Origin of the sequence: Shewanella sp. MBTL60-112-B2, assembly GCF_019655055.1 — a bacterium.
In the GTDB taxonomy this organism is placed as follows: Bacteria; Pseudomonadota; Gammaproteobacteria; order Enterobacterales; family Shewanellaceae; genus Shewanella.
This window is the reverse complement of record NZ_BPFA01000001.1, coordinates 181140-201495: the sequence shown is the minus strand read 5'-3', so window position 1 is coordinate 201495 and position 20356 is coordinate 181140. Positions and strand designations below refer to the sequence as shown.

The 20356-nt window shown below is 43.7% G+C and carries 16 protein-coding genes; 9 read left to right on the top strand and 7 right to left on the bottom strand.

Going from position 1 to position 20356, the window contains the following annotated elements:
* The first annotated feature begins 38 nt into the window (after positions 1-38).
* The 5 genes from K5Q73_RS00850 to yghU all read left to right on the top strand — a co-directional run bounded on the left by K5Q73_RS00850 (position 39) and on the right by yghU (position 7668).
* Positions 39-926 carry a prohibitin family protein gene (locus K5Q73_RS00850; RefSeq protein WP_220758608.1) on the top strand — a complete coding sequence of 296 codons (888 nt, stop codon included), beginning with the start codon at positions 39-41 and terminating at the stop codon, positions 924-926.
* A 248-nt stretch (positions 927-1174) separates the two neighbouring features.
* Positions 1175-2920 carry a DUF3859 domain-containing protein gene (locus K5Q73_RS00845; protein WP_220758609.1) on the top strand — a complete coding sequence of 582 codons (1746 nt, stop codon included), beginning with the start codon at positions 1175-1177 and terminating at the stop codon, positions 2918-2920.
* Positions 2921-3183: 263 nt separating this feature from the next.
* The gene (locus K5Q73_RS00840; protein ID WP_220758610.1) at positions 3184-4263 is read left to right on the top strand and encodes a PepSY domain-containing protein; all 1080 of its coding nucleotides are present in this window, start codon (positions 3184-3186) and stop codon (positions 4261-4263) included.
* A 237-nt stretch (positions 4264-4500) separates the two neighbouring features.
* Entirely contained in the window at positions 4501-6579 is a 2079-nt protein-coding gene (locus K5Q73_RS00835; RefSeq protein WP_220758611.1) for a M13 family metallopeptidase, read from the top strand.
* Between the two features lie 231 nt (positions 6580-6810).
* Positions 6811-7668 carry a glutathione-dependent disulfide-bond oxidoreductase gene (gene yghU, locus K5Q73_RS00830; RefSeq protein WP_220758612.1) on the top strand — a complete coding sequence of 286 codons (858 nt, stop codon included), beginning with the start codon at positions 6811-6813 and terminating at the stop codon, positions 7666-7668.
* Positions 7669-7750: 82 nt separating this feature from the next.
* Here yghU and K5Q73_RS00825 read toward each other — a convergent pair whose 3' ends face one another.
* Positions 7751-8236, bottom strand: a complete 486-nt coding sequence (locus tag K5Q73_RS00825) for a cupin domain-containing protein (protein WP_220758926.1) — start codon at positions 8234-8236, stop codon at positions 7751-7753.
* A gap of 227 nt (positions 8237-8463) precedes the next feature.
* Positions 8464-8712 (bottom strand): hypothetical protein, encoded by a 249-nt coding sequence (locus K5Q73_RS00820; RefSeq protein WP_220758613.1) that lies wholly within the window; start codon positions 8710-8712, stop codon positions 8464-8466.
* A gap of 299 nt (positions 8713-9011) precedes the next feature.
* Here K5Q73_RS00820 and guaD point away from each other — a divergent pair, with 299 nt between their 5' ends.
* A complete protein-coding gene (gene guaD / locus K5Q73_RS00815) occupies positions 9012-10376 on the top strand; it encodes a guanine deaminase (RefSeq protein WP_220758614.1) in 1365 nt (454 codons plus the stop codon).
* Between the two features lie 105 nt (positions 10377-10481).
* Here the strand turns inward: guaD and K5Q73_RS00810 are convergent, their stop codons facing one another.
* Positions 10482-11780 (bottom strand): NCS2 family permease, encoded by a 1299-nt coding sequence (locus tag K5Q73_RS00810; RefSeq protein WP_220758927.1) that lies wholly within the window; start codon positions 11778-11780, stop codon positions 10482-10484.
* A 493-nt stretch (positions 11781-12273) separates the two neighbouring features.
* On the opposite strand from K5Q73_RS00810, the gene K5Q73_RS00805 reads away from it, so the two are divergent.
* Positions 12274-13026, top strand: a complete 753-nt coding sequence (locus tag K5Q73_RS00805; RefSeq protein WP_220758615.1) for a sporulation protein — start codon at positions 12274-12276, stop codon at positions 13024-13026.
* 405 nt (positions 13027-13431) lie between these two features.
* A complete protein-coding gene (locus tag K5Q73_RS00800; protein WP_220758616.1) occupies positions 13432-15177 on the top strand; it encodes a hypothetical protein in 1746 nt (581 codons plus the stop codon).
* Between the two features lie 61 nt (positions 15178-15238).
* Here K5Q73_RS00800 and K5Q73_RS00795 read toward each other — a convergent pair whose 3' ends face one another.
* Positions 15239-15775, bottom strand: coding sequence for a hypothetical protein (locus tag K5Q73_RS00795; protein ID WP_220758617.1), 537 nt, complete (start codon positions 15773-15775; stop codon positions 15239-15241).
* Positions 15776-16134: 359 nt separating this feature from the next.
* Here K5Q73_RS00795 and gltS point away from each other — a divergent pair, with 359 nt between their 5' ends.
* The gene (gene gltS / locus K5Q73_RS00790; protein WP_220758618.1) at positions 16135-17358 is read left to right on the top strand and encodes a sodium/glutamate symporter; all 1224 of its coding nucleotides are present in this window, start codon (positions 16135-16137) and stop codon (positions 17356-17358) included.
* 230 nt (positions 17359-17588) lie between these two features.
* Here gltS and K5Q73_RS00785 read toward each other — a convergent pair whose 3' ends face one another.
* From K5Q73_RS00785 to gloA, 3 genes are all read right to left on the bottom strand, one after another.
* Complete coding sequence (locus tag K5Q73_RS00785; protein ID WP_220758619.1) at positions 17589-18485, bottom strand: DMT family transporter; 897 nt, start codon at positions 18483-18485, stop codon at positions 17589-17591.
* A gap of 145 nt (positions 18486-18630) precedes the next feature.
* Positions 18631-19728: an alkene reductase gene (locus K5Q73_RS00780; RefSeq protein WP_220758620.1), complete on the bottom strand. Its 1098-nt coding sequence runs from the start codon at positions 19726-19728 to the stop codon at positions 18631-18633.
* 108 nt (positions 19729-19836) lie between these two features.
* Positions 19837-20214 carry a lactoylglutathione lyase gene (gloA, locus tag K5Q73_RS00775; protein WP_220758621.1) on the bottom strand — a complete coding sequence of 126 codons (378 nt, stop codon included), beginning with the start codon at positions 20212-20214 and terminating at the stop codon, positions 19837-19839.
* Positions 20215-20356: the final 142 nt, after the last annotated feature.

Here is a 20356-nt window from a genome sequence, read left to right as displayed (position 1 = left end):
TGGTATCTTTGCTGCGCATATTTAGAAAGGACACTCCAATGCTAGAAAAATCAAAACTTAGCCAGTTTTTCAAATCGGCTTCAGTGGCAAAACTACTGCCTATTGCCCTAATTATTATCGCTATCTTTAACTCCTATTTCATCGTGAATGAAGGCCATGTCGGCGTCGTTAAACGTTTTGGCGAAGCGAAAGATCAACAAAATCCAGGTTTGCATTTTAAGATCCCATTTATTGAAACTGTCGAAATGATTGAAGTGCGCACTCGAAAGAATGCCGAGAAAATGGCATCTAGCACTAAAGAGCAAATGCCGGTAACAATTGAGGTTTCAGTTAACTGGACGGTAAATAAAGAAGCTGCACTTGATCTATTTAAGCGCTATGGCGGCTTAACTCAATTTGAGCAGCGTATTCTTGACCCACGTTTCCGCTCAGCCACCAAAGACACTATTCCACAATTTGAAGCCGAGCAGCTTATTCAAGATAGAGCCAGTGCCATACAAGGTATTGAACGCCGCTTAGCCGAAGAGATGGAAGGCTTCCCCGTTATCGTTGATAACATTCAAATTGAAAATATTATTCTGCCGCAGAAATACATTAACTCAATTGAAATCAAGCAAACTGAGAAGAACCTAGCAGCCGCAGAGGAACACAAGCTTGAGCGTCAACGCTTAGAAGCACTGCGAGCAGTAAACACTGCTGATGCTCGCGCAAAAGGGATTTTAAAAGTCGCAGAAGCTGAAGCGCAATCAATATTGCTAAAAGGTAAAGCGGAAGCACAAGCGATTGAAGCTAAAGCGAAAGCACTTAAAAATAACCCGCTAATTGTTAAGTTAACAGAAGCGCAAGCGTGGGACGGTAGACTACCAACCACCATGATGGGTGACGGCGCTATGCCAATTATGGATATTCGCGACGCAAGCAAGTAACAACACAATGTTCATCAACGTAAAACAATAAATGGAACCTAAGGGTTCCATTTATTGTATGAGCCCTGCAGATTTACTCGATCGACTTCAAGCAATTCAAATACTTCCCCCTATCAATAACAGCTTTATGCTAATTTGCCCGCCTTAAGTTGATATACCACTAATAGGTTAAATTAGACTTGCTCGCAATCATTAGGCCTAACTTAAAGAAGCGAAAATTAACAGCAAGCGAAGAGGAAAAGTATTAAATGAAATCATCGAAGTTAACCATCGCTTTACTTGGCTCAAGCCTGTTAGCTCTAAGCGGCTGCGCACTCACGCAAGCCCCTAAGCTTGTGAGTGAAGTTCAATTTAACGATCCGCAATTTGCAAGATGCGTACAGCAAACCGGAATACAAGAGCTGGCACAAATCTCTGAACTTAGCTGTAACAGCCAAGCTATAACCAATGTAGACGAAATCCGCTATATGCCTGAACTCACGGCACTAGTGTTATTAGACAATCAAATAAAGTCTATTGATATCAGCAGCCTAGAGGGGCTTGATCGCCTCATCATAGGTGATAACCAGCTTACTCATATTGATCTATCTAATAACCCACAGCTTATCGCGCTCAATATATCAGGCAATCAAATGACTGAAGTTGATGTAAGTGATAATCCTAAGCTTAAGAGTCTTTATGCCTATAAATTACCTTTGACTCATATCGATGTTTCTCATCAGGCAAAACTTAGGGATCTTGGCTTAAGCCGCCATCAACTTACCGAAATTGATCTATCAAATAACCCAGAATTACAGACATTGAACCTTTCAGTCGGCACGCTCAAAAAAATTGACCTGTCGCATAACCCTAAGCTGAATCACCTCTACTTACCAAGTAACCAGCTTACTGAGCTTAACCTCGACCATCATCCAGATCTAAGGGTGGTTTCGGTTAGAAATAATCAACTCAAGCAACTGGATCTAAGCCGCAATCCGCTGCTAATCAAAGTCAAAGCCGATTACAATCAAATTGATGAGCTTAACCTAAACCCGAACTCTCCTTTAAAAGAAGTTGAGCTTAATAGCAATCGCATCACCAACTTAGATATCTCCTCTTTTACTCAGCTACAAAAAGTTATTGCATTCAATAACCCACTACAGCAGCTAATCGTCAATGAGGAGCATTTGCCGCAAGTCATCTCAATTGAAGGCACGCCGTTAGATATCAGCAATAAAGCTCCCCATGAACAACAATCACTATCCAATTTAATCTCGCCAAGAGTGAGCATTATAGAGGCCGGCACTATTAGCCAAAAAGGCACTAAATATGATGTGACAAGCAGTCAATTAGTTACGCCAACCTTAGGTCAATATATAGGCTATAGATATTCAGTAAGCTTACCGAAAAATGCTCAAGGTCAAATTGATCCGGTTATTAAGAATCAAAGTCAGTTCCCAATAACTGTGCGTATGACTCACCCTGAAATTATCGATCCTAAGAGTGGCAAAGGCTTTACTAGCTCCAGTTGGACCGACACCATGTTTAAGCATGATAAAAACTTAGCCATGTGGTATTTCGGCGAGCCTCATGAGCTTGTCACGGGCCGTTGGACATTAGAGATCCTTTATCGTGATTCCGTCGTTGCTAAGAAGTCTTTTATGCTAGTAAATATGGATGAGAAGCCCAGTACTATGGGCCAAAAAAGTAAGGTTATTGAGCAAGGGTTAACGCTCGAAAAGTTAATCACCCGAGGTGAATATTACCTTTGTGAACAAGATAAATACCAACAATGCTTAGGCTTTGATGATGTAAAAAGCTGTGCTATCAGCATGCAGCCTTTTAAGGGTCAATGCTTACAAGATGCACTCATCATGATTAAACAGCGCTCAGCGCTCCCGATGAATGAGCAACTCAGGGAATTTTTTAGCCACTACACGGCTTGTATGGGCAGTAATTACATTCGAACTACAGAGCTTGATCCGGAGCAAGTTGGTGAGTGTTTAAGCCAGTAAAAAACGGATTTCAATATCAACTACCTTTAAAGCCCGCTATTTGCGGGCTTTATATTTGCCTAATTGTTAACCCTATCACGTGTCTTTACACTTCTTTAATTGCAGTTGATAGTGAGATTGATTACCATTCTCGCAAGTTTTATCTAACTTATGCCCTTTGCTAAAAATAATATAAAAATCAATATGTTTATAGTAGCAAGCTTAAGGTAGCCCTTTTTTGTCTTGGACCAACATTTGCCTAGACTGACATTGAGAATGTAAATATGACCGCAGTATCAGCTTTAAAATGGTTTCATAACTGGGTAGGTTTTTTCATCAGCATTACTATGCTGCTTGTACTCACTACTGGCGTATACCTAGGTAGTGTTGATATGTTTAAGCGACTCGATGATAAAGGTCAGCAATATGCGCCGTTATCTATTGAGCAAAAAGCTCACACTGTTGAAACCTTATTTGAGCGTTACCCTGAAATGAGCACGGTACGTTTTCCAACCGAGCACACGCCTTACATCCAAGCGGCCACTCGCGGTAAAACCATTGCCCTAGATAGTGAAATGAACGAACTCTCTGTCAGTTCGTTTGGCGATATTCCTGGTTACCGCACTGTATTTTGGTTACACCGTAACTTCTTACTAGAAGACTTTGGTGGTAAATACATTAATGCATGGGCATCGCTACTAGGTGGTGCAGTAACTCTTGTAGGCATCTACCTTTGGTGGCGCGTGCGTAAAGGCTTTAGATTAAAGCAAAGCATTCCAACTAATACCCGCTCAAGTAGTTTAGTGAAAAGCCACATCCAGCTAGGTTTGTTTATTTCAATTCCGCTGTTTATTTTATGCATTAGTGGCTTTTTAATTACCTACAAAAGTTTATGGACAGGTGCTCTAAAGCAGCCTCAAGCCGAATTCAGTTACCCTGTCAGTCAAGCAAGTAATTGGCAAAGCCAGTTACAAACAGCGCAATCACTTTGGCCAGAATCAAACCTCGTTGCAGTCAGCAAGCCACGAGTGAAGAAAGGTGAAGTATTAACAGAGCTTAATTACAGTATTCGTTTTGATAGCCATAATGATGTTTGGTTACGAGAAGCTGACCGTATGACAATGAGCTTTGAACAAGGACTTATCAAAGATGCGCTCAAGCACAGTGATAGAACACTATCAGGCCAAGTGGCTAGCTTTGTAAGACCACTGCATGATGCGTTAAATATGCCATTAAGCTATGTGGTTTTGATAACGTCTGTCTCAGTCATTGGCTGTCTGATCTTATTATTTAGCTCGGTTACCTTCTATCGCCGCATATTTGCTAAGAAAACCAAACAAATGAATAAACACGCTACTGCTTAATCGCCACTATCAACACCATTAATAGCAGCCTTATGGCTGCTATTTTTTCTAATGGCCCTATCTACAACGTTCATACCTACTGCTCTCAAACTAAAAATTTACTAACAATTCAAATGTTGACATTTTATGCCAATTCTACAAGATAGCTTAGTTAACAATAATAAAAAGTTTACTCAGAAATCATAATAAGATCCGTTTTAAAACGATAAAACTTTTGACAAGGAAGAAAGCATAAAAATGAAAAAGTCACTAATAGCTATCGCCCTAGCAACTACCTTTTTAGGTGGCTGCGGCGCATCAGATGTAAACACTCAAGCTAAAGAAACCAAGACTGAAGTCACTAAAAACGCCAATACTAAAGCCGAGTTAGGTAGCTTTGGTGTTGACTTGAGCGCTCGTAATGAAGCGGTTAAGCCTGGTGATGACTTCTTTATGTATGCCAGCGGCACTTGGTACGACAACTACGTTATGCCTGCAGATAAGACTCGCTTCGGTGCATTTACCGGCCTTGCTGAGCGTAGCGAAAAACAAGTTAAAGAAATTATCGACGACATCGCCAGCCGCAGCGACCTAAACGCTGAAGAGCAGTTAATCGCCGATTTTTATCAGTCGTACATGGATACAGATACCATTAATAAGCTGGGCATCACTCCAATTCAGGGCACACTAGATCAAATCAGCACTATCAAATCAACTGATGACCTAACCAAAGTATTTGGCGCAGCTTGGCTGACAGGTGCTACATCACCTATCTCTGGCGGCATGTGGTTTAACCGTCTAGACCCTAACCAATATGAAATGTCGATTGGCGCAGGCGGCTTAGGTCTTCCTGATCGCTCTTACTATCTTGAAGATGCAGAGCGATTCGTAAAAATTCGTGAAGCATACGTCACTCATATCGCTGAAATGCTAGCATTTGCCGGTATTAAAGATGGCCAAGCACGTGCAGAGGCCATTCTTGCGCTTGAGACTAAGATGGCTGAAGGCCAATGGCCACGTGAAAAGCGTCGTAACCGCGACCTAACACTGAATCAAGTAAAGCGTGCCGACCTTGCTAAAGACTATCCAGGTTTTGATTGGGACGTTTACTTTGCAGAAACGGGTTATCAAGTTCCCCAACTAAACATCTCCCAGCCTGAGCCAGTCAAGGCCATGATTGACTTGGTCAACAAGCAGCCGCTGAATGTTTGGCAAGACTACCTAACCTTCCACACCGTCAGCAATAATGCTGGTCTGTTGTCAGAAGATATCTACGCTGCAAGCTTTGGTTTTTACGGTAAAACCTTAAGTGGCCAGCAGGAGCCTCGTCCACGTTGGAAACGCGCAATCTCTGAAATGTCTGGCACCCAGTCTCTAGGCTTTGCTATTGGTAAAGTATACGTAGCACGTTACTTCCCAGAGTCTTCTAAGCAACAGATGGCTGAATTGGTTGAAAATCTACGCACAGCAATGGGCCAGCGTATCGATGATCTCGACTGGATGGGCGCAGAAACTAAAGTTAATGCCCACGCGAAACTTGCTGCATTTAATCCTAAGATTGGCTACCCAGATGTATGGCAAGAGTTTGATGGTGTAGAGCTTACCAACAACAACCTTGTTGGTAATATTCAAAACCTACGTCAGTTCTTTAAAGCCGATAGCGTTGCTAAAGAGCTTAAAAAGACTGACCGTAACCGCTGGGGCATGACACCACAGCGTGTTAATGCTTACTACAATAGCTCGTTTAACGAGATTGTATTCCCAGCAGCAATCTTGCAACCACCTTTCTTCGATCCAAACGCCGATCCAGCCGTTAACTATGGTGGTATTGGTGCGGTTATCGGCCACGAAATGGGCCACGGTTTTGATGACCAAGGTTCAAAGTCTGACGCTAATGGTATTCAGCGTAACTGGTGGACAGACTCTGACCGCGCGGCATTTGAAGCTAAAGCCGATCAATTGGCAGCGCAATACAGCAAGTATGAGCCAATCCCTGAAAACTTCGTTAACGGCCGCAACAGCCTAGGCGAAAACATTGGTGACGTAGGTGGTCTATCAATGGCTTATCATGCGTATAAGCTGAGCCTAAATGGTAAAGAAGCACCCGTGATTGACGGCGTGACCGGCGATCAACGCTTCTTCTTAGCTTGGGCGCAAGTGTGGAAAGAAAAGCGCACCGAACAAAGCATGCTAAACCAGCTACGTGCAGGTACTCATGCTCCAGGTCGCTACCGTGCACAAGCACCACGTAACCACGATGCTTGGTACAAGGCATTTGACGTTAAACCAGGTGATGAACTGTATCTTCCTGAAGATCAACGCGTTCGTATCTGGTAATAGGCAAACTCATGTAGCCTAACCTTGAATGCCAGTCAGTGCTCTGACTGGCATTTTTTATTCCTTTTCGTATATGCCTAAGTCATCTCTACCAGATTAAAGGGTTATATCTGAAAATTCATTTAGGGGTTTTAAAAAGTTAATTTAACCCGATATCTATATTGTTAAACCTGAATGAATAAGCAGGTAAGCGCCCCCTAATTGACAGAACTTTTACCGATAGGATTTATGATGAAAAACCAATACACACCAGCAAAAGTTTGGACCATGGATAATGAGAATGGTGGCGAATGGGCCAGCATAAATCGCCCCGATTCAGGAGCTAGGCATGAGCAAGTATTGCCTATCGGTAAGCACTCATTACAGTTACATTCGTTAGCGACCCCTAACGGCCAAAAAGTCACTATCATGCTAGAGGAGCTACTTGCTAAGGGCGTGACGGCAGCTGAATATGATGCGTACTTAATTAATATTGGTGAGGGCGATCAATTCGGCTCAGGGTTTGTCGATATAAATCCAAACTCCAAAATACCTGCGTTACTTGATACTTCATCAGATAAACCAATCCGTGTATTTGAATCCGGTAATATACTACTTTATTTAGCCGAAAAGTTTGGCCACTTCCTACCGACAGAAATTGCCGCTAAAACCCAAGTGCTGAATTGGCTATTCTGGCTACAAGGTTCAGCGCCTTATCTTGGCGGTGGTTTCGGTCACTTCTACGCCTACGCACCAGAAAAATTCGAATATCCCATTAACCGCTTTACCATGGAAACTAAGCGCCAACTCGATGTTCTCGATAAGCAACTGGCAGCCAATGAGTATATTGGCGGCTGTGAATACAGTATCGCCGACATAGCCATCTGGTCTTGGTACGGCAACTTAGTCCTAGGTAACTTATATGATGCCGCAGAGTTTTTAGATGTATCAAGCTACAAACACTTGCAGCGCTGGGCAAAACAGATTGGCGAGCGTGACGCAGTTAAGCGCGGCCGTATCGTTAACCGCTCGTGGGGAGAAGAGTGGGAACAACTGAGTGAGCGCCATAGCGCTGCCGATATCGATGTAGTGCTCAATAAAAAACCGTAATCAATATAGAGTCACAAATTATCAAAAGCGCTAGTAGAACCCCTCTAGCGCTTTTTTATCGCATTCACTAACCTATAAATGACTAACTACCGACACCACAGCGGCTTAAATGCTTAATCACCTCTTCATGCTGCGGATATTCAGCTAACAAGGTTTCTTGGCTAAACAGCTCAAAGTCATCAAAGGTAAAACCTGGCGACACCATACACCCCACTAACGAAAAACCAGACTTATTCATCGCCGAGCCAAAGATGCAACCTTTGGGTACTAAAAACTGTGGCCGCTCACCTGCGGCTAAATCTAAACCTAATTGCGCGGTGGTCAGCTCGCCTTGCTCATCAATCATATAAATGGTCAGTGACTCACCCGCATGGAAATACCACATCTCATCGGCGGTTAAACGATGAAAATTAGACACTTCTCCGGTGCGCAGCAAGAAGTAGATACTGGTCCAAAGCGCACGCGTATCGTCGAACGCTTGTTCTGAGCGATATGAAGAGCGGAAATAGCCACCTTCAACATGTTGTTCTAATTCTAGGTGTTGAATAAAGTGTTCAGCGGTTTGCATTGCAAATACCTTTTTAATTTTCATTTAATATACATTTCTAATGAAACGCAGTTAATACGGTTTTGTAGGGAAGGTTTCTAACTACGAAATAGCGTTAAAGTGTAATCCAATCTAGGCTTAAAGACTGCGAGCAAAATTAAAATCTCATGCTTTGCACCTGCTGATAGCTACAAAAAAGCCCAAACTAATTTGCTTGGGCTTCAATAGTGTTCACTATGACGATAAGTTTAGTGTTTGCCTGTCACGCCGTCACGAACCATCTCTTTGCCAGTCTCATACACTTCATCGGTTACCCAGCGAGCGTGTAACAACTTATGATTATTATCAAACACAGCAACAAAGTGACGACCATCAGCATTATTGGTTGCCATACCAACACCAGCTACGCCTTCTAGGCCTAAACCACCAGTTTCAATCGACACTAATAAACGTCTTAGGTCATCCAAATTATCGATAACTTTTTGCTCGTCACTCATCTTTAATACTCTTATCTCTTTACCCAGCATTAGGGCCCATTAGCCCTAAGCACATTATGCGGCGTACTTTACAGATCATAGCTAAGGATTAAAAGGCTGCACTGCTATTTTCAACAAGGGTAAATATCGAAACAGCCGATTTAATAGCAATCAATATAGACGTATGCGCGCAAATTAAGCAGGTGCTTATTTAGTCTATTAGCTTGGTCACAAATCACAGCTTATTTTATTAAATTTGACTGAGCTCATGTAATACTCCGCCGGAATAACCCTACAATTTATAAGATGGATAAATCTCGATGTCTGAAATTAAGTTTGGTGTATTGGGGCAGTATTTTCATTGTCCTGTGAAAGGTGATTTTGAGTATGCTGCAAAGGCTTTAGTACTCGTTGATAATAGCGGGTCTATTACGTCTGTTTTAACTGAAAAAGATGCCGATTACCAACAACATATCGGTGAACTATCTAACACTAATCAACTCATCGAATTAACTTCAACTCAGTATCTAATGCCGGGAATGGTTGACTTGCACGTGCATGCACCGCAATTCCCTCAAGCCGGTAAAGGCTTAGATCTGCCTTTATATGACTGGCTACAAGACTATACCTTCCCGCTAGAAGCTAAGTTTGAGGATATGGATTTCGCCAAGAAAATTTATCCCGAGTTAGTCAAATCATTACTCGCCAACGGCACTACCAGCGCCGTGTATTTTGCCACCATTCATAAAGACACTTCGGTGGAATTAGCTCGCGAATGTTTAAAGCAAGGTCAACGGGGCTTTGTCGGTAAAGTGAACATGGATGAGGCCAGCCAATGCCCACCATTTTACATTGAAGCCTCAACAAGCGATGCCCTAATCGAGACCGAAGACTTTATCAAGCAAGTACAGGCGCTCAAAGGCAACGAACATAACTTAGTGTCACCAGTGGTCACTCCACGCTTCGTGCCAAGTTGCACCAGCGAAATGCTACAGGGCTTAGGTGAGCTGGTACAAAAGTATCAATGCCATGTGCAGACACACTGCTCAGAAAGTGATTGGGCGCGAGATTACAGCCAACAGATGTATGGTAAGACTGACGTTGAGATCTATAGCGACTTTGGCTTAATGACCAACAAGACAATTTTGGCGCACTCGATATTCTTAACGCCGAATGATCACAAGGTGATCAAAGCAACGGGAGCAAGTATTGCTCACTGCCCACTATCGAATATGTATTTTGCCAATGCGGCAATGCAGACCCGCGAAATTTTAGATAACGAGCTGAAGTGTGGCCTAGGTAGCGACTTAGCAGGCGCGCCAATTCCATCTATTTTCCATACTTGTCTAGACGCAGTAAACCACTCGCGAGTGCGTGAAGATGGTACATCAACCTACTTACCAGCAGATACTCGTGGTGAAAGCGGCTCGCGTATTTCATTCTTAGAGTCTTACTGGATGGCAACGGTTGGCGGCGGCCAAGCCATTGATGCCAAGGTCGGTTTGTTCCAAGCTGGTTTTGAGTTTGATGCCTTAGTGGTTGATACCAGCGTGGCTGACAGCAATATCTTCATTGTTGATGAGATGGACAGCGCCAAAGATAAGCTAGAGAAAATCATCACGCTTAATAGCCGTCAAAACATTCGTAAAGTATGGGTTAAAGGTCAGCAGGTACTAGAGAAATAGACGACTAAATTTCCAAAATCAAGTCATAAAAAAGGCTCTGAAGGTAACCCTCCAGAGCCTTTTTTAGTTTAGCGTTAATCAATACTTAAATTAAAAACGCCATCACTAGTGACCATCCACAAAAGCAAATTTGAAAATAAACAGCAGTGCAACTAACGCCACGCCAGGGTGAATTTCACGCCAGCGGTTAGTGCCTGCTTTTAGTACACAGTAAGTGATAAAGCCTGCTGCTACGCCTTCGGTAATAGAGAAGGTAAACGGCATCATCACTGCGGTAATAAAGGCTGGAGCCGACTCTGTTAAGTCTTTACCATCAATTTTAGCCAGCTCTGAAGACATCAAAATACCCACATAAACCAGCGCGCCAGCAACCGCATACCCCGGTACCATGGCTGCAAGTGGCGAGAAAAAGATCACCAAGATAAACAGTAAACCGGCAACGATTGCGGTTAGACCTGTACGGCCACCAGCAGCAACACCAGCCGAGCTTTCAATGTAAGCGGTAACAGTCGATGTGCCCATATAAGCACCCACAACGGAGGTTGCAGAGTCTGTCATCAAGGCTTGCTTCATACGTGGGAAGCGGCCGCGTTTATCGGTAAAGCCACACTTTTCAGTGACACCAATCATGGTGCCAGAACTATCAAATAGACTCACTAAGGCAAATGAGAAGATCACCCCCATTAGTGCTACATCGAGCGATCCAGCTAAGTCTAACTCACCAAAAGTATTAGCAATGCTTGGAGGCATAGACACTATACCTGTGTACTCGATATCGCCCATTAAGGCCGCGATAGCCGTCACGATAGCAATCGACACTAACACTGCAGAATGAATACCGCGAGACGCTAAAATGACGATAATAAAGAAGCCTAACGCGCCGAGTACACATTCTAGCGAGCTTAAGTCACCTACGGTAATCATGGTTGCCGGGCTTGCCACTACAATACCTGCGTTACTAAAGCCGACCATAGCGATAAGTAAACCAATACCACTTGGAATACCGATGCGTAGACATTTTGGAATATTAGTTAAGATCCAAGAGCGGATCCCAAGTAACGATACAATCGCAAAACAGACTGCGCCCCAAAAAATGGTGCCCATACCAATTTGCCAGCTTACGCCCATCCCCACTACTACAGAGAAGGCAAAGAAAGCGTTAAGCCCCATTGCTGGTGCAAGTGCGATAGGTAAGTTAGCAATTAAGCCCATGGCGATACAGCCAATGGCGCTGATCATACAGGTGACCACAAATACTGCGCTTGCATCCATACCCGCTGCAGACAAAATTTGCGGATTCACGAACACGATATACACCATGGTCATAAAGGTAGTGATACCGGCAATCACCTCAGTTGAAACTGTGGTGTTGTGGGCTGATAATTTAAAAAAGCGCTCTAACAACCCACCACGTGTAGGTTGGGCAGAAGCACAAGCTTCTGCGGGCTCTTCATTAGTTGAAGCATGTTGTTGATTGCTTGGCGTACTCATAAATAGATTATTTCCAGTTTTAACTTCACTCAACCCGCGTCCCAAATAGCGGTGCAACGTCAATTTTTAATTTACGGCACACACACTTAACCCCCTGAAAGCATATTTCTGGAGATGACGACTTAATGATTACGGTTTTAACTAACGAGGGGCGCTATTGTAGAGTACAGACACCATCCCACACGAGTGATTAATGTCACATATTGCAGAGTTATTTAGAGGGTAAATCTGCTAAAGAGCAACACCATCAAAATAGTATCTTAGCTTAAGCAGAACCTTAGCCATTACCACTAGTAGATATTTGCCATAGCTACCTACCTAACCTTCTATATACAAAGAAGTTATTGAGCAAAAGTTTCCGCAATGCTAGTGTCAGCCCAAGCTTGTAAACTCCAAGGAAACAATAATGCTAAAGAAAATCTTAGCCAGCGTCGGTATTGGCAAGGCCACCGTCGATACCATTTTACTGAATGAGCAGCTTAGAGCTGGCGAGCCATTTGCTATAGAAGTGGTGATCAAAGGCGGCGAAGTCGAACAGGAGCTCAATGGTCTTGAGTTTGCGATTATGGCCGAAGCCAAAGCCGAGAAAACAGTCGGTGACGATGAAGTCAAATACAACAAGAGTCTAGTACTGCAAAGCTGGAAACCTATGCTCAAGCAGACGATTCAACCTGGCGAAACCATCACTCGTCAGTTCAACCTTGATCTGCATCCAGAAGTCCCCGCCACCAGTCTATTTAGCCATAGAATCGCTAAAGTTTGGCTACAAACAGGTCTAGATATCAAAAATGGTATCGACGGTTCAGACAAAGATCCCTTGATTATCGTGCCCTCAAATACTCAGCTTGCGGTATTAGAGCTTATTGAAAGCAGCGGCTACCGTTTGTTTAAGTCTGATCTTGAGGTTGGCTATGTTCGTGCGCAAGGATTTGCATCACACCTGCCTTGCTACCAAGAATATGAGTTTAAACCAGAGTCTCGCTCATTCTTTGGCGCTAAAGAATTGGAGGTTACCTTTATTGATAATGGCGCTGAAACCGGTGTGTTAATCGAAATAGACAGAGCCTTCTCTGGTGATGGCTACCACAGCACCTCTATTCCCAATTACTGTGATAGCGTTGAGAGTGTAAGACCTTATATTGAAAGACTGCTTGGTTAACATTTTTCCGCTACAAAGATAAAGCTAATAAGCACAGAGCTAAATCACTTTGCCTCTAATTGGTATTACAGCACTTCCTCTGTGCTTATTTTTCCTGCGATTCGGTTGTCACTTGTCGGCATAATCGCAATCAATCCTCAATATCTTAGCTAACAAGCTGCTCTATCTGATAGGAGTTTGCTTCCCCCCATAAGCATTAATTATGGCGCCACAGACTCAGGGATACGCTCAAGACCCATCAGCATTACAGTCAGCAAATATATTTGAGTTTTTAGTCTGACCTACACCACATAGGCTAAAGCAAATGATTGCTGAGTCTGTATAAACTCGAATAGAATCCGCCAACCTCAAATATCCCTACTTAAGATGTCGGCCCAAGACATTGATTTTCTGAGAGGATCTACCTTGTTAAACGAACATTCTCATCACTGTGGTGAAGCCCTGTACCTGTGTGATAAATACTGCCCGCGGTGTGGCGACACGCTTGAAGAAGCACGCCAACTTAAAGGTGTACTGGAGCTTCATCCCAAGATCCTTGATGAGCTAAAGCAAAGCTGTCCGGAGTCAACACTGTTTACAGGCGTCCTCAAGAGTACCTACCACTATCAAAGAAGCAGCAAGGGCGGACTTAAGTACTCATACTGGTGGGTGATACTTGAGGCTGCTGACGGTAGCACCAAGCAGATCAGCCTCAATGCCGAAAATAGTGAGTTTAATGATCTCAAACCAGGCGAATTGCTTACTATCCTAGAGCCGACTCAAATTCAGTTGCAACATGAACTCGTCGCTAACGTGAGTAAAAATACCGTCAGAAACAATGACTACGCCGCAGCTGTTATTCGTCATAAAGATGTGGGTCAGCGCTGGACGCGAGAGAAAGATTACAACACCCAAAATCCTGGCTGGGCAGGCCCTATTGCAGTGAGTGTATTTGTTGCAATTCTATTAGCTTTGGTTTCGGGCCTCATGGGGCTAACCGGTGAAGCCGCGCTATTTCTTGGGACGTTTGTCGGTGTGGTGATGGCTGCGCCACTACATAGTAAAGGCCAGAAACAATTCCAACTTGAGTCCACCAGACTCGAAAAGATCAATGCCACACTTAAAGAGCTGGTTGAGATCAGTAAAGAACAACTGGGCTATCACAGATTGATCCGCCCTAATGCGCAAGATGATACATTTTGCCATCACTGCGAAAGCCGGCTGCACAGCCATGCCTATCACTGCTTTCACTGTGGCCTGTCTCAACAAGTACAACAAGAAAATAGCGTCACGCTTAACGGCAAAGATGTTGAAAGCACAGATGTTGAAATCAGTAAAACCGAAACCTTTGCTGAGTCAGCGAGTGAAATGGCAAGCGAGCAACAAAATTGTACCAGTAGCAAAGTCCATCCGCTGGAGGCTATAAAGCAAACCACACCTTGTAAGAGCGCTGCGCAGATGCGCCAAGCTAAACTGGCCGAATTTAGCTGTAATCATCAAGACACGTTAGTCTTTAGCCATGTATTAGGTCGTAACCAGCAAATAGAAAGCAATGCCTGGTGTTATATGGTGCAAGTGGTTGACCGAGAAGTAACGACACAAGTAACCGAAAAAGTAGACGTTTATACCGTGCGAACGAGTAGCCGCCTCGATGTAGTTTCAACATACGAAACCCACTACGATCGTAGCCGAGACTCTAGACTAGAATCGACCATTCAAGTTGAAAACAATCAAGGCGAAAGGTTTGAGCAGTGTCTGCCTGAGTCAATGTTAAGCTCAACTGATGTTGGCGATTACCTACTGGTAGGCTATTCACGCTTATTCGGTAAGAAGAGAAACCATACCTATGCTGAGTACTATTACAACATCAGCAAAGGTGAATGGCTGATGCCAGAGTCGGTAGTCGACTACGGTAAAACCTGCCTCTGCGCCAAATTTTTGGTGGCACTTCTACTGGGCATAACGATTACTGCGGCCTATTATAGTAGCCAGTATCTAATCTGTGCATCTGTCTTTGGGGCTATCATGTTAACCGTTTTAGGCCTAAGCTTACGTAATGAAAGGCGCAACTTAAAAGCGGCAAATCAGCTCATTAAACCTATCATGGACACCCTATATCGGGTTCGCGATAGCAAGCAGCAACTTTTAACCTTCTTGCTAAAATTAAGCTAGTTGGCTTAAGCTAGAGCTAACCTAAAAAAGCCAGCATCAATTGCTGGCTTTGTTATTTGTTCTATTTGTTCCTTGCTGGGATCGGCTTCTTTTCAACTTCGCGTTTAAGTTCATCGGCTTTGTTACGCGCCTCACGATCATACTTGTCAGCATCCTTTCTCGCTTCTTGCACATCCTTCTTAGCCTCTTCCATATCTTTATCGGCTGCTTGACGTGCTTCACGATCGTACTTGTCAGCATCCTTTCTGGCTTCTTGCGCATCCTTCTTAGCCTCTTTCATATCTTTATCGGCTGCTTGACGTGCTTCACGATCGTACTTGTCAGCATCCTTTCTGGCTTCTTGCGCATCCTTCTTAGCCTCTTTCATATCTTTATCGGCTGCTTTACGCGCTTCACGATCATACTTGTCAGCATTCTTTCTGGCTTCTCGCGCATCTTTGGCTGCCTGCTTCTCTTCTTTTCGCAGTGTTTTATCTAGTTCTTGCTGGCGTTTATTCAGCTCTTTTTCAGCTTTTTGTGGCGGTTCAGCCACGGCACTTGGCGCGAGAAGTAACGATATAGATAGAAATAGTGCACTCACTAGTTGTGTGGCTTTCATCTTTAAACTCCTTTCCAGTTTAATCAGATTAACCTTCGCCCTTAGCGCAGCGTTTAAATCTGCAATGACAAAAGAGCGAGTCGAATCATCCAAGTATAGCCAAAGTAACAGAATTAATAGCTTTCACACCAAACAGAAAGCCTAATAGGCTTAAAGTTTATAGCAGGCCATTTCTAAAAAAAAATTAATGTAAAAACGCAACAGTTTTCTAAATATGGGATATCTAAAACATAAATAAGTGTGGCAGTATGTTCCGCCACAAAGGCATGACAACATACAAATAACTCAATAAAAATAAAAACTTAGTAACAAATTGGTGTTTTTTACATAACGCCTTTATCTATTTTGCTAGGAGTCATATGAATACAGTCTTTACAATTGGAGAATTAGAATCGTTCTTAGTTGCGATTCTCGTGCTTTTCATCGGCCATGCGGTTAATCGTCATGTTCCACTTTTTAAGAAATACAATATCCCCGAACCCATCGTCGGCGGTTTGATAGTAGCCGCACTTATTACCGTGCTGCACTTCAACAATATAACGGTGGCATTTAGCCTATCGATGCAAAATACTTTGATGCTGATGTTTTTCAGTACTGTAGGTTTGGCGGCGAACTATAAGCTGTTACTCAAAGGAGGCAGTAAGGTCTTTCTATTCCTAGGTGTCGCATCCTTATTTATCGTTATCCAAAATATCGTAGGTGTTAGCCTTGCAAATCTACTGGGCTTAGATTCCTTTATGGGCTTAATTGCAGGCTCTATTACGCTATCTGGCGGCCATGGAACTGGCGCAGCTTGGGCTGATACCTTCCAAACTGAATACGGCATCAACACGCTTGAGTTTGCCATGGCGGCGGCTACTTTTGGTTTGGTGATGGGCGGTATTATCGGCGGCCCAGTGGCGCAGCGACTCATCAACAAGAATAACCTAGTATCAAGTTACGGTATTGGTGGTAACCACCATACAGATCATCCCGATCTGGTCACCTATGACCAGTTTGAGGAAGACAGAGTCACTGCCAAGAGCGTACTGGAAGTTTTGTTTATTATGCTGCTCTGTGTGGCTGGTGCGAAATGGACCAGTGCACTCATTGAGGCTGTCGGCGCAAGCTGGCTAAAAATGCCCGAGTTTGTGTATGCACTGTTTATTGGCGTGATCATTACCAATCTCACCGAGATCTCTCGCGGTTATAAGATCAACAGCGAATGTGTCGATGTGCTGGGCTCCGTGTCTCTCGCCTTATTCCTATCTATGGCGTTAATGAACCTAAAGCTATGGGAAATTTTTGACCTTGCGATTCCACTACTGATCATTTTAGTCGTGCAAACAGCAGTACTTGCACTGTTTGCGTACTTTGTGACATTTAGAATGATGGGCAGCAATTATGACGCCGCAGTTATGGCTGGCGGCCATTGTGGTTTCGGCCTTGGTGCGACACCAACAGCGGTAATGAACATGGGCGCACTGGTATCAAGAACTGGTCCATCACCACAAGCCTTTATGGTGGTACCAATTGTAGGTGCCTTCTTTGTCGATATCGTCAACGCCGTTATCTTGAAGGGTTTCATGATTTTTGTTGGCTAACCTTTAATCCATAATAGTAAAAAGCCAGCTAAATTAGCTGGCTTTTTATATTAAAGAAGGTCCTAGGCTCTAAGACGCTTCGCTGCGAGAACGGGATTCGCCCTGCTAGGAAAAGCAAAAAGGTGACAGGCTAAAGCCCGCCCTACAAAGTAAGATTAAAGCCGTTTTTCCGTCTTAGTCTCTCCTAAAACCTAGGACCTTTCTCAGCTTCTCCTAGGATCTAGTACCTTCTATGCTTTTACGGTCTCAGCTTGTATCGCCTTTGCCTGCTCTTCCTTAGCAAATCGCCGCGATAACTTAATATAGAGAAACAGTGACACAAAAATCACCCCGCCGCCGAGTAGCTTTTGCGGTTCTAGCGTCTCGCCCAACACGCTAATGCTGAGCAATAGAGTCCAAATAGGTTCTAAGATCATTAGCAACGCAGCGGTTTCCATACTGACCTTGTACTGTCCCATCGTCTGTAATAAGTAACGCACCGAAGTAGCCATAACAATCGAAAGCACAAACCAGACTAGCAAATGATTAGAAAACTCTACGGCTTCAGGCTCAGTATATAGTGTATATAACAAGCCGACTAAACCAACAACAAATAGCTGCAAACAAATAGATACTAGAGGTTTAAGGTTACCGCTAATCCGCTTGTTCATGACAAAATGTACCGACAACAATGCCGATGCGAGTAAGAACAATAACTGGCTCGATTCCATCTTCCAGCCATTGGTTAAGCTCATTAGCATCATGCCGCTAACACTGACGGGCAGCGCAATCCAAAAAGCGCGGTTAGGCTTAACCTGGAACAGTAACCAAGCGGTAAGCGGCGCAATAATCATGGCTAAGCTCATGATAAACGCCCCCTCAGATAAGCCATCACTTATTGAAACCGCATAAATCCAAACCTGTAATGCTAAGCCTAAAAACACCCCGACTCCGCAAGCCGATAGCACTTGCTTAGCGCTTAGCTTAAGCAAACTTTTATAACAAAAAGGCACTAAAATCAGGCTTGCAAGGATAAACCTACTCGCGATAAACATTTCTCCCGCCATCGATTGCACCACAACTTTTGAGGCAATCCAGCCCATTGCGGCCAATAAGGTGGCGATAAAAAGATACAAGACTCCGCGCATTCTGAGCACTCTTAAAAAGAAGATAGATACGTTATTTTGATATGGAGAGAAGTGACGACATCAAAATAGTCAGCATAAAAACAAAATAGCAATCCACATGGGATTGCTATTACTGACTATTTTAAATTAGGAAGTGTAGCTAATGCTACTGATTATATTCGCTGTAATCAGTTAGGCCTTTTTCGCCACCACCAAACAAGGTTGCAGGGTCGTGCGTGGCAAGCTCAAATCCATGCTTAATACGATTAGGTAAATCAGGGTTTGCCACAAACGGACGCCCAAAACCTATCATATCGGCTAAACCATCAGCGACAGTTTGCGCCGCTTTATCAGCGTCATATTTACCGGCGTAAATGAGTACACCATCAAATGCATCACGTACTGCACGTTTAAATGCTTCCGGAGTTTCAGGTGCATCGTCCCAGTCCACTTCAGCAAGGTGTAAATACACAATCTTATGCTTATTAAGTAACGCTGCCGCCGCGGTATAAGTCTCTTCCGGTGTCGCATCGACTGTGCCGTTAAGTGAAGTAAATGGCGCTAAACGCACACCCACTTTGTCGCTACCAATGGCATCTACCATAGTTGCCACCACTTCATCTAGAAAGCGTAAACGGTTTTCAATGCTACCACCGTATTCGTCGGTACGGTTATTCGCTTCAGAATCAATAAACTGATTCACCAAATAGCCGTTAGCTGCGTGCAGTTCAATGCCATCAAAACCTGCTTCAATTGCATTTAGCGCGGCCTGACGATATTGACCAATGACCATGTCGATATCGGCTTTAGTCATTTCACGCGGCTCAACCACTTCAACAAAACCTGGATCATCGCTGCCATTATCGATAAACACCTTAACGCCTTGCGCTTTTAATGCTGAAGATGAAATCGGCTGCTCACCACCAATATTATCTGGGTGCGTCACACGGCCCACATGCCAAAGCTGGGCAAAAATAACTCCGCCTTTTTCATGTACTGCGTCAGTAGTTTTCTTCCAACCAGCAATTTGTGATGGGCTGTAAATGCCTGGCGTCCACGCATAGCCTTGGCCCATAGGTGAAATTTGCGTGCCTTCTGCAACAATAAGACCTGCTGATGCACGCTGCGCATAGTAAGTCGCCATCATATCGTTAGCTTCATTACCAGGCTGCGTGGCGCGCGAGCGGGTCATTGGTGGCATTACAATACGGTTATTGAGAGTGTGGCGACCTAGTTGTACGGGTTGAAATAATGCGTTTTTCATTGTCAATTCCTCTTAAGCAACCCTGCTCAGCCTATTAATAACCTAAGACTTCTGCGACTCACAGAGCGGTGTTAAATATTGATATAAGTAATAAATCAGAGCGGTAAACTAGTTCAACTGAATAAGCTCAATTTGATAACCATCAGGATCGGTAATAAAGGCAATATGGGTTGAGCCTCCTTTCACTGGACCCGGCTCGCGTGTCACCTTGCCACCAAGAGTTTTAATCTTGTTGCAAGCCGCATATATGTCGTCAACACCTAGCGCTATATGACCAAATGCACTGCCTTTTTCGTAGCTGTTGGTGTCCCAGTTATAGGTCAATTCAATTGTGGTGCCACCGGCTTCAAAACCAACAAACACTAAGGTGTAGCGGTACTCAGTATTGTCGGTTCTTTCAAGTACGCTCATGCCCAACACTTTAGTGTAAAACTCGATTGATTTGTCTAAATCGACAACGCGCAACATAGTATGTAAAAACTTCATCTTTAGCTCCAAAACACATTCGCTGTTCTCGCTACAAGGAGTGGCTATCACTCGAGCGTTAGCAATCTATGGCCGCTATATTAAGGTAATTAAACCAAGATAAATAATTATGATATTTTCTTATTACGATAATTTTCTGTTA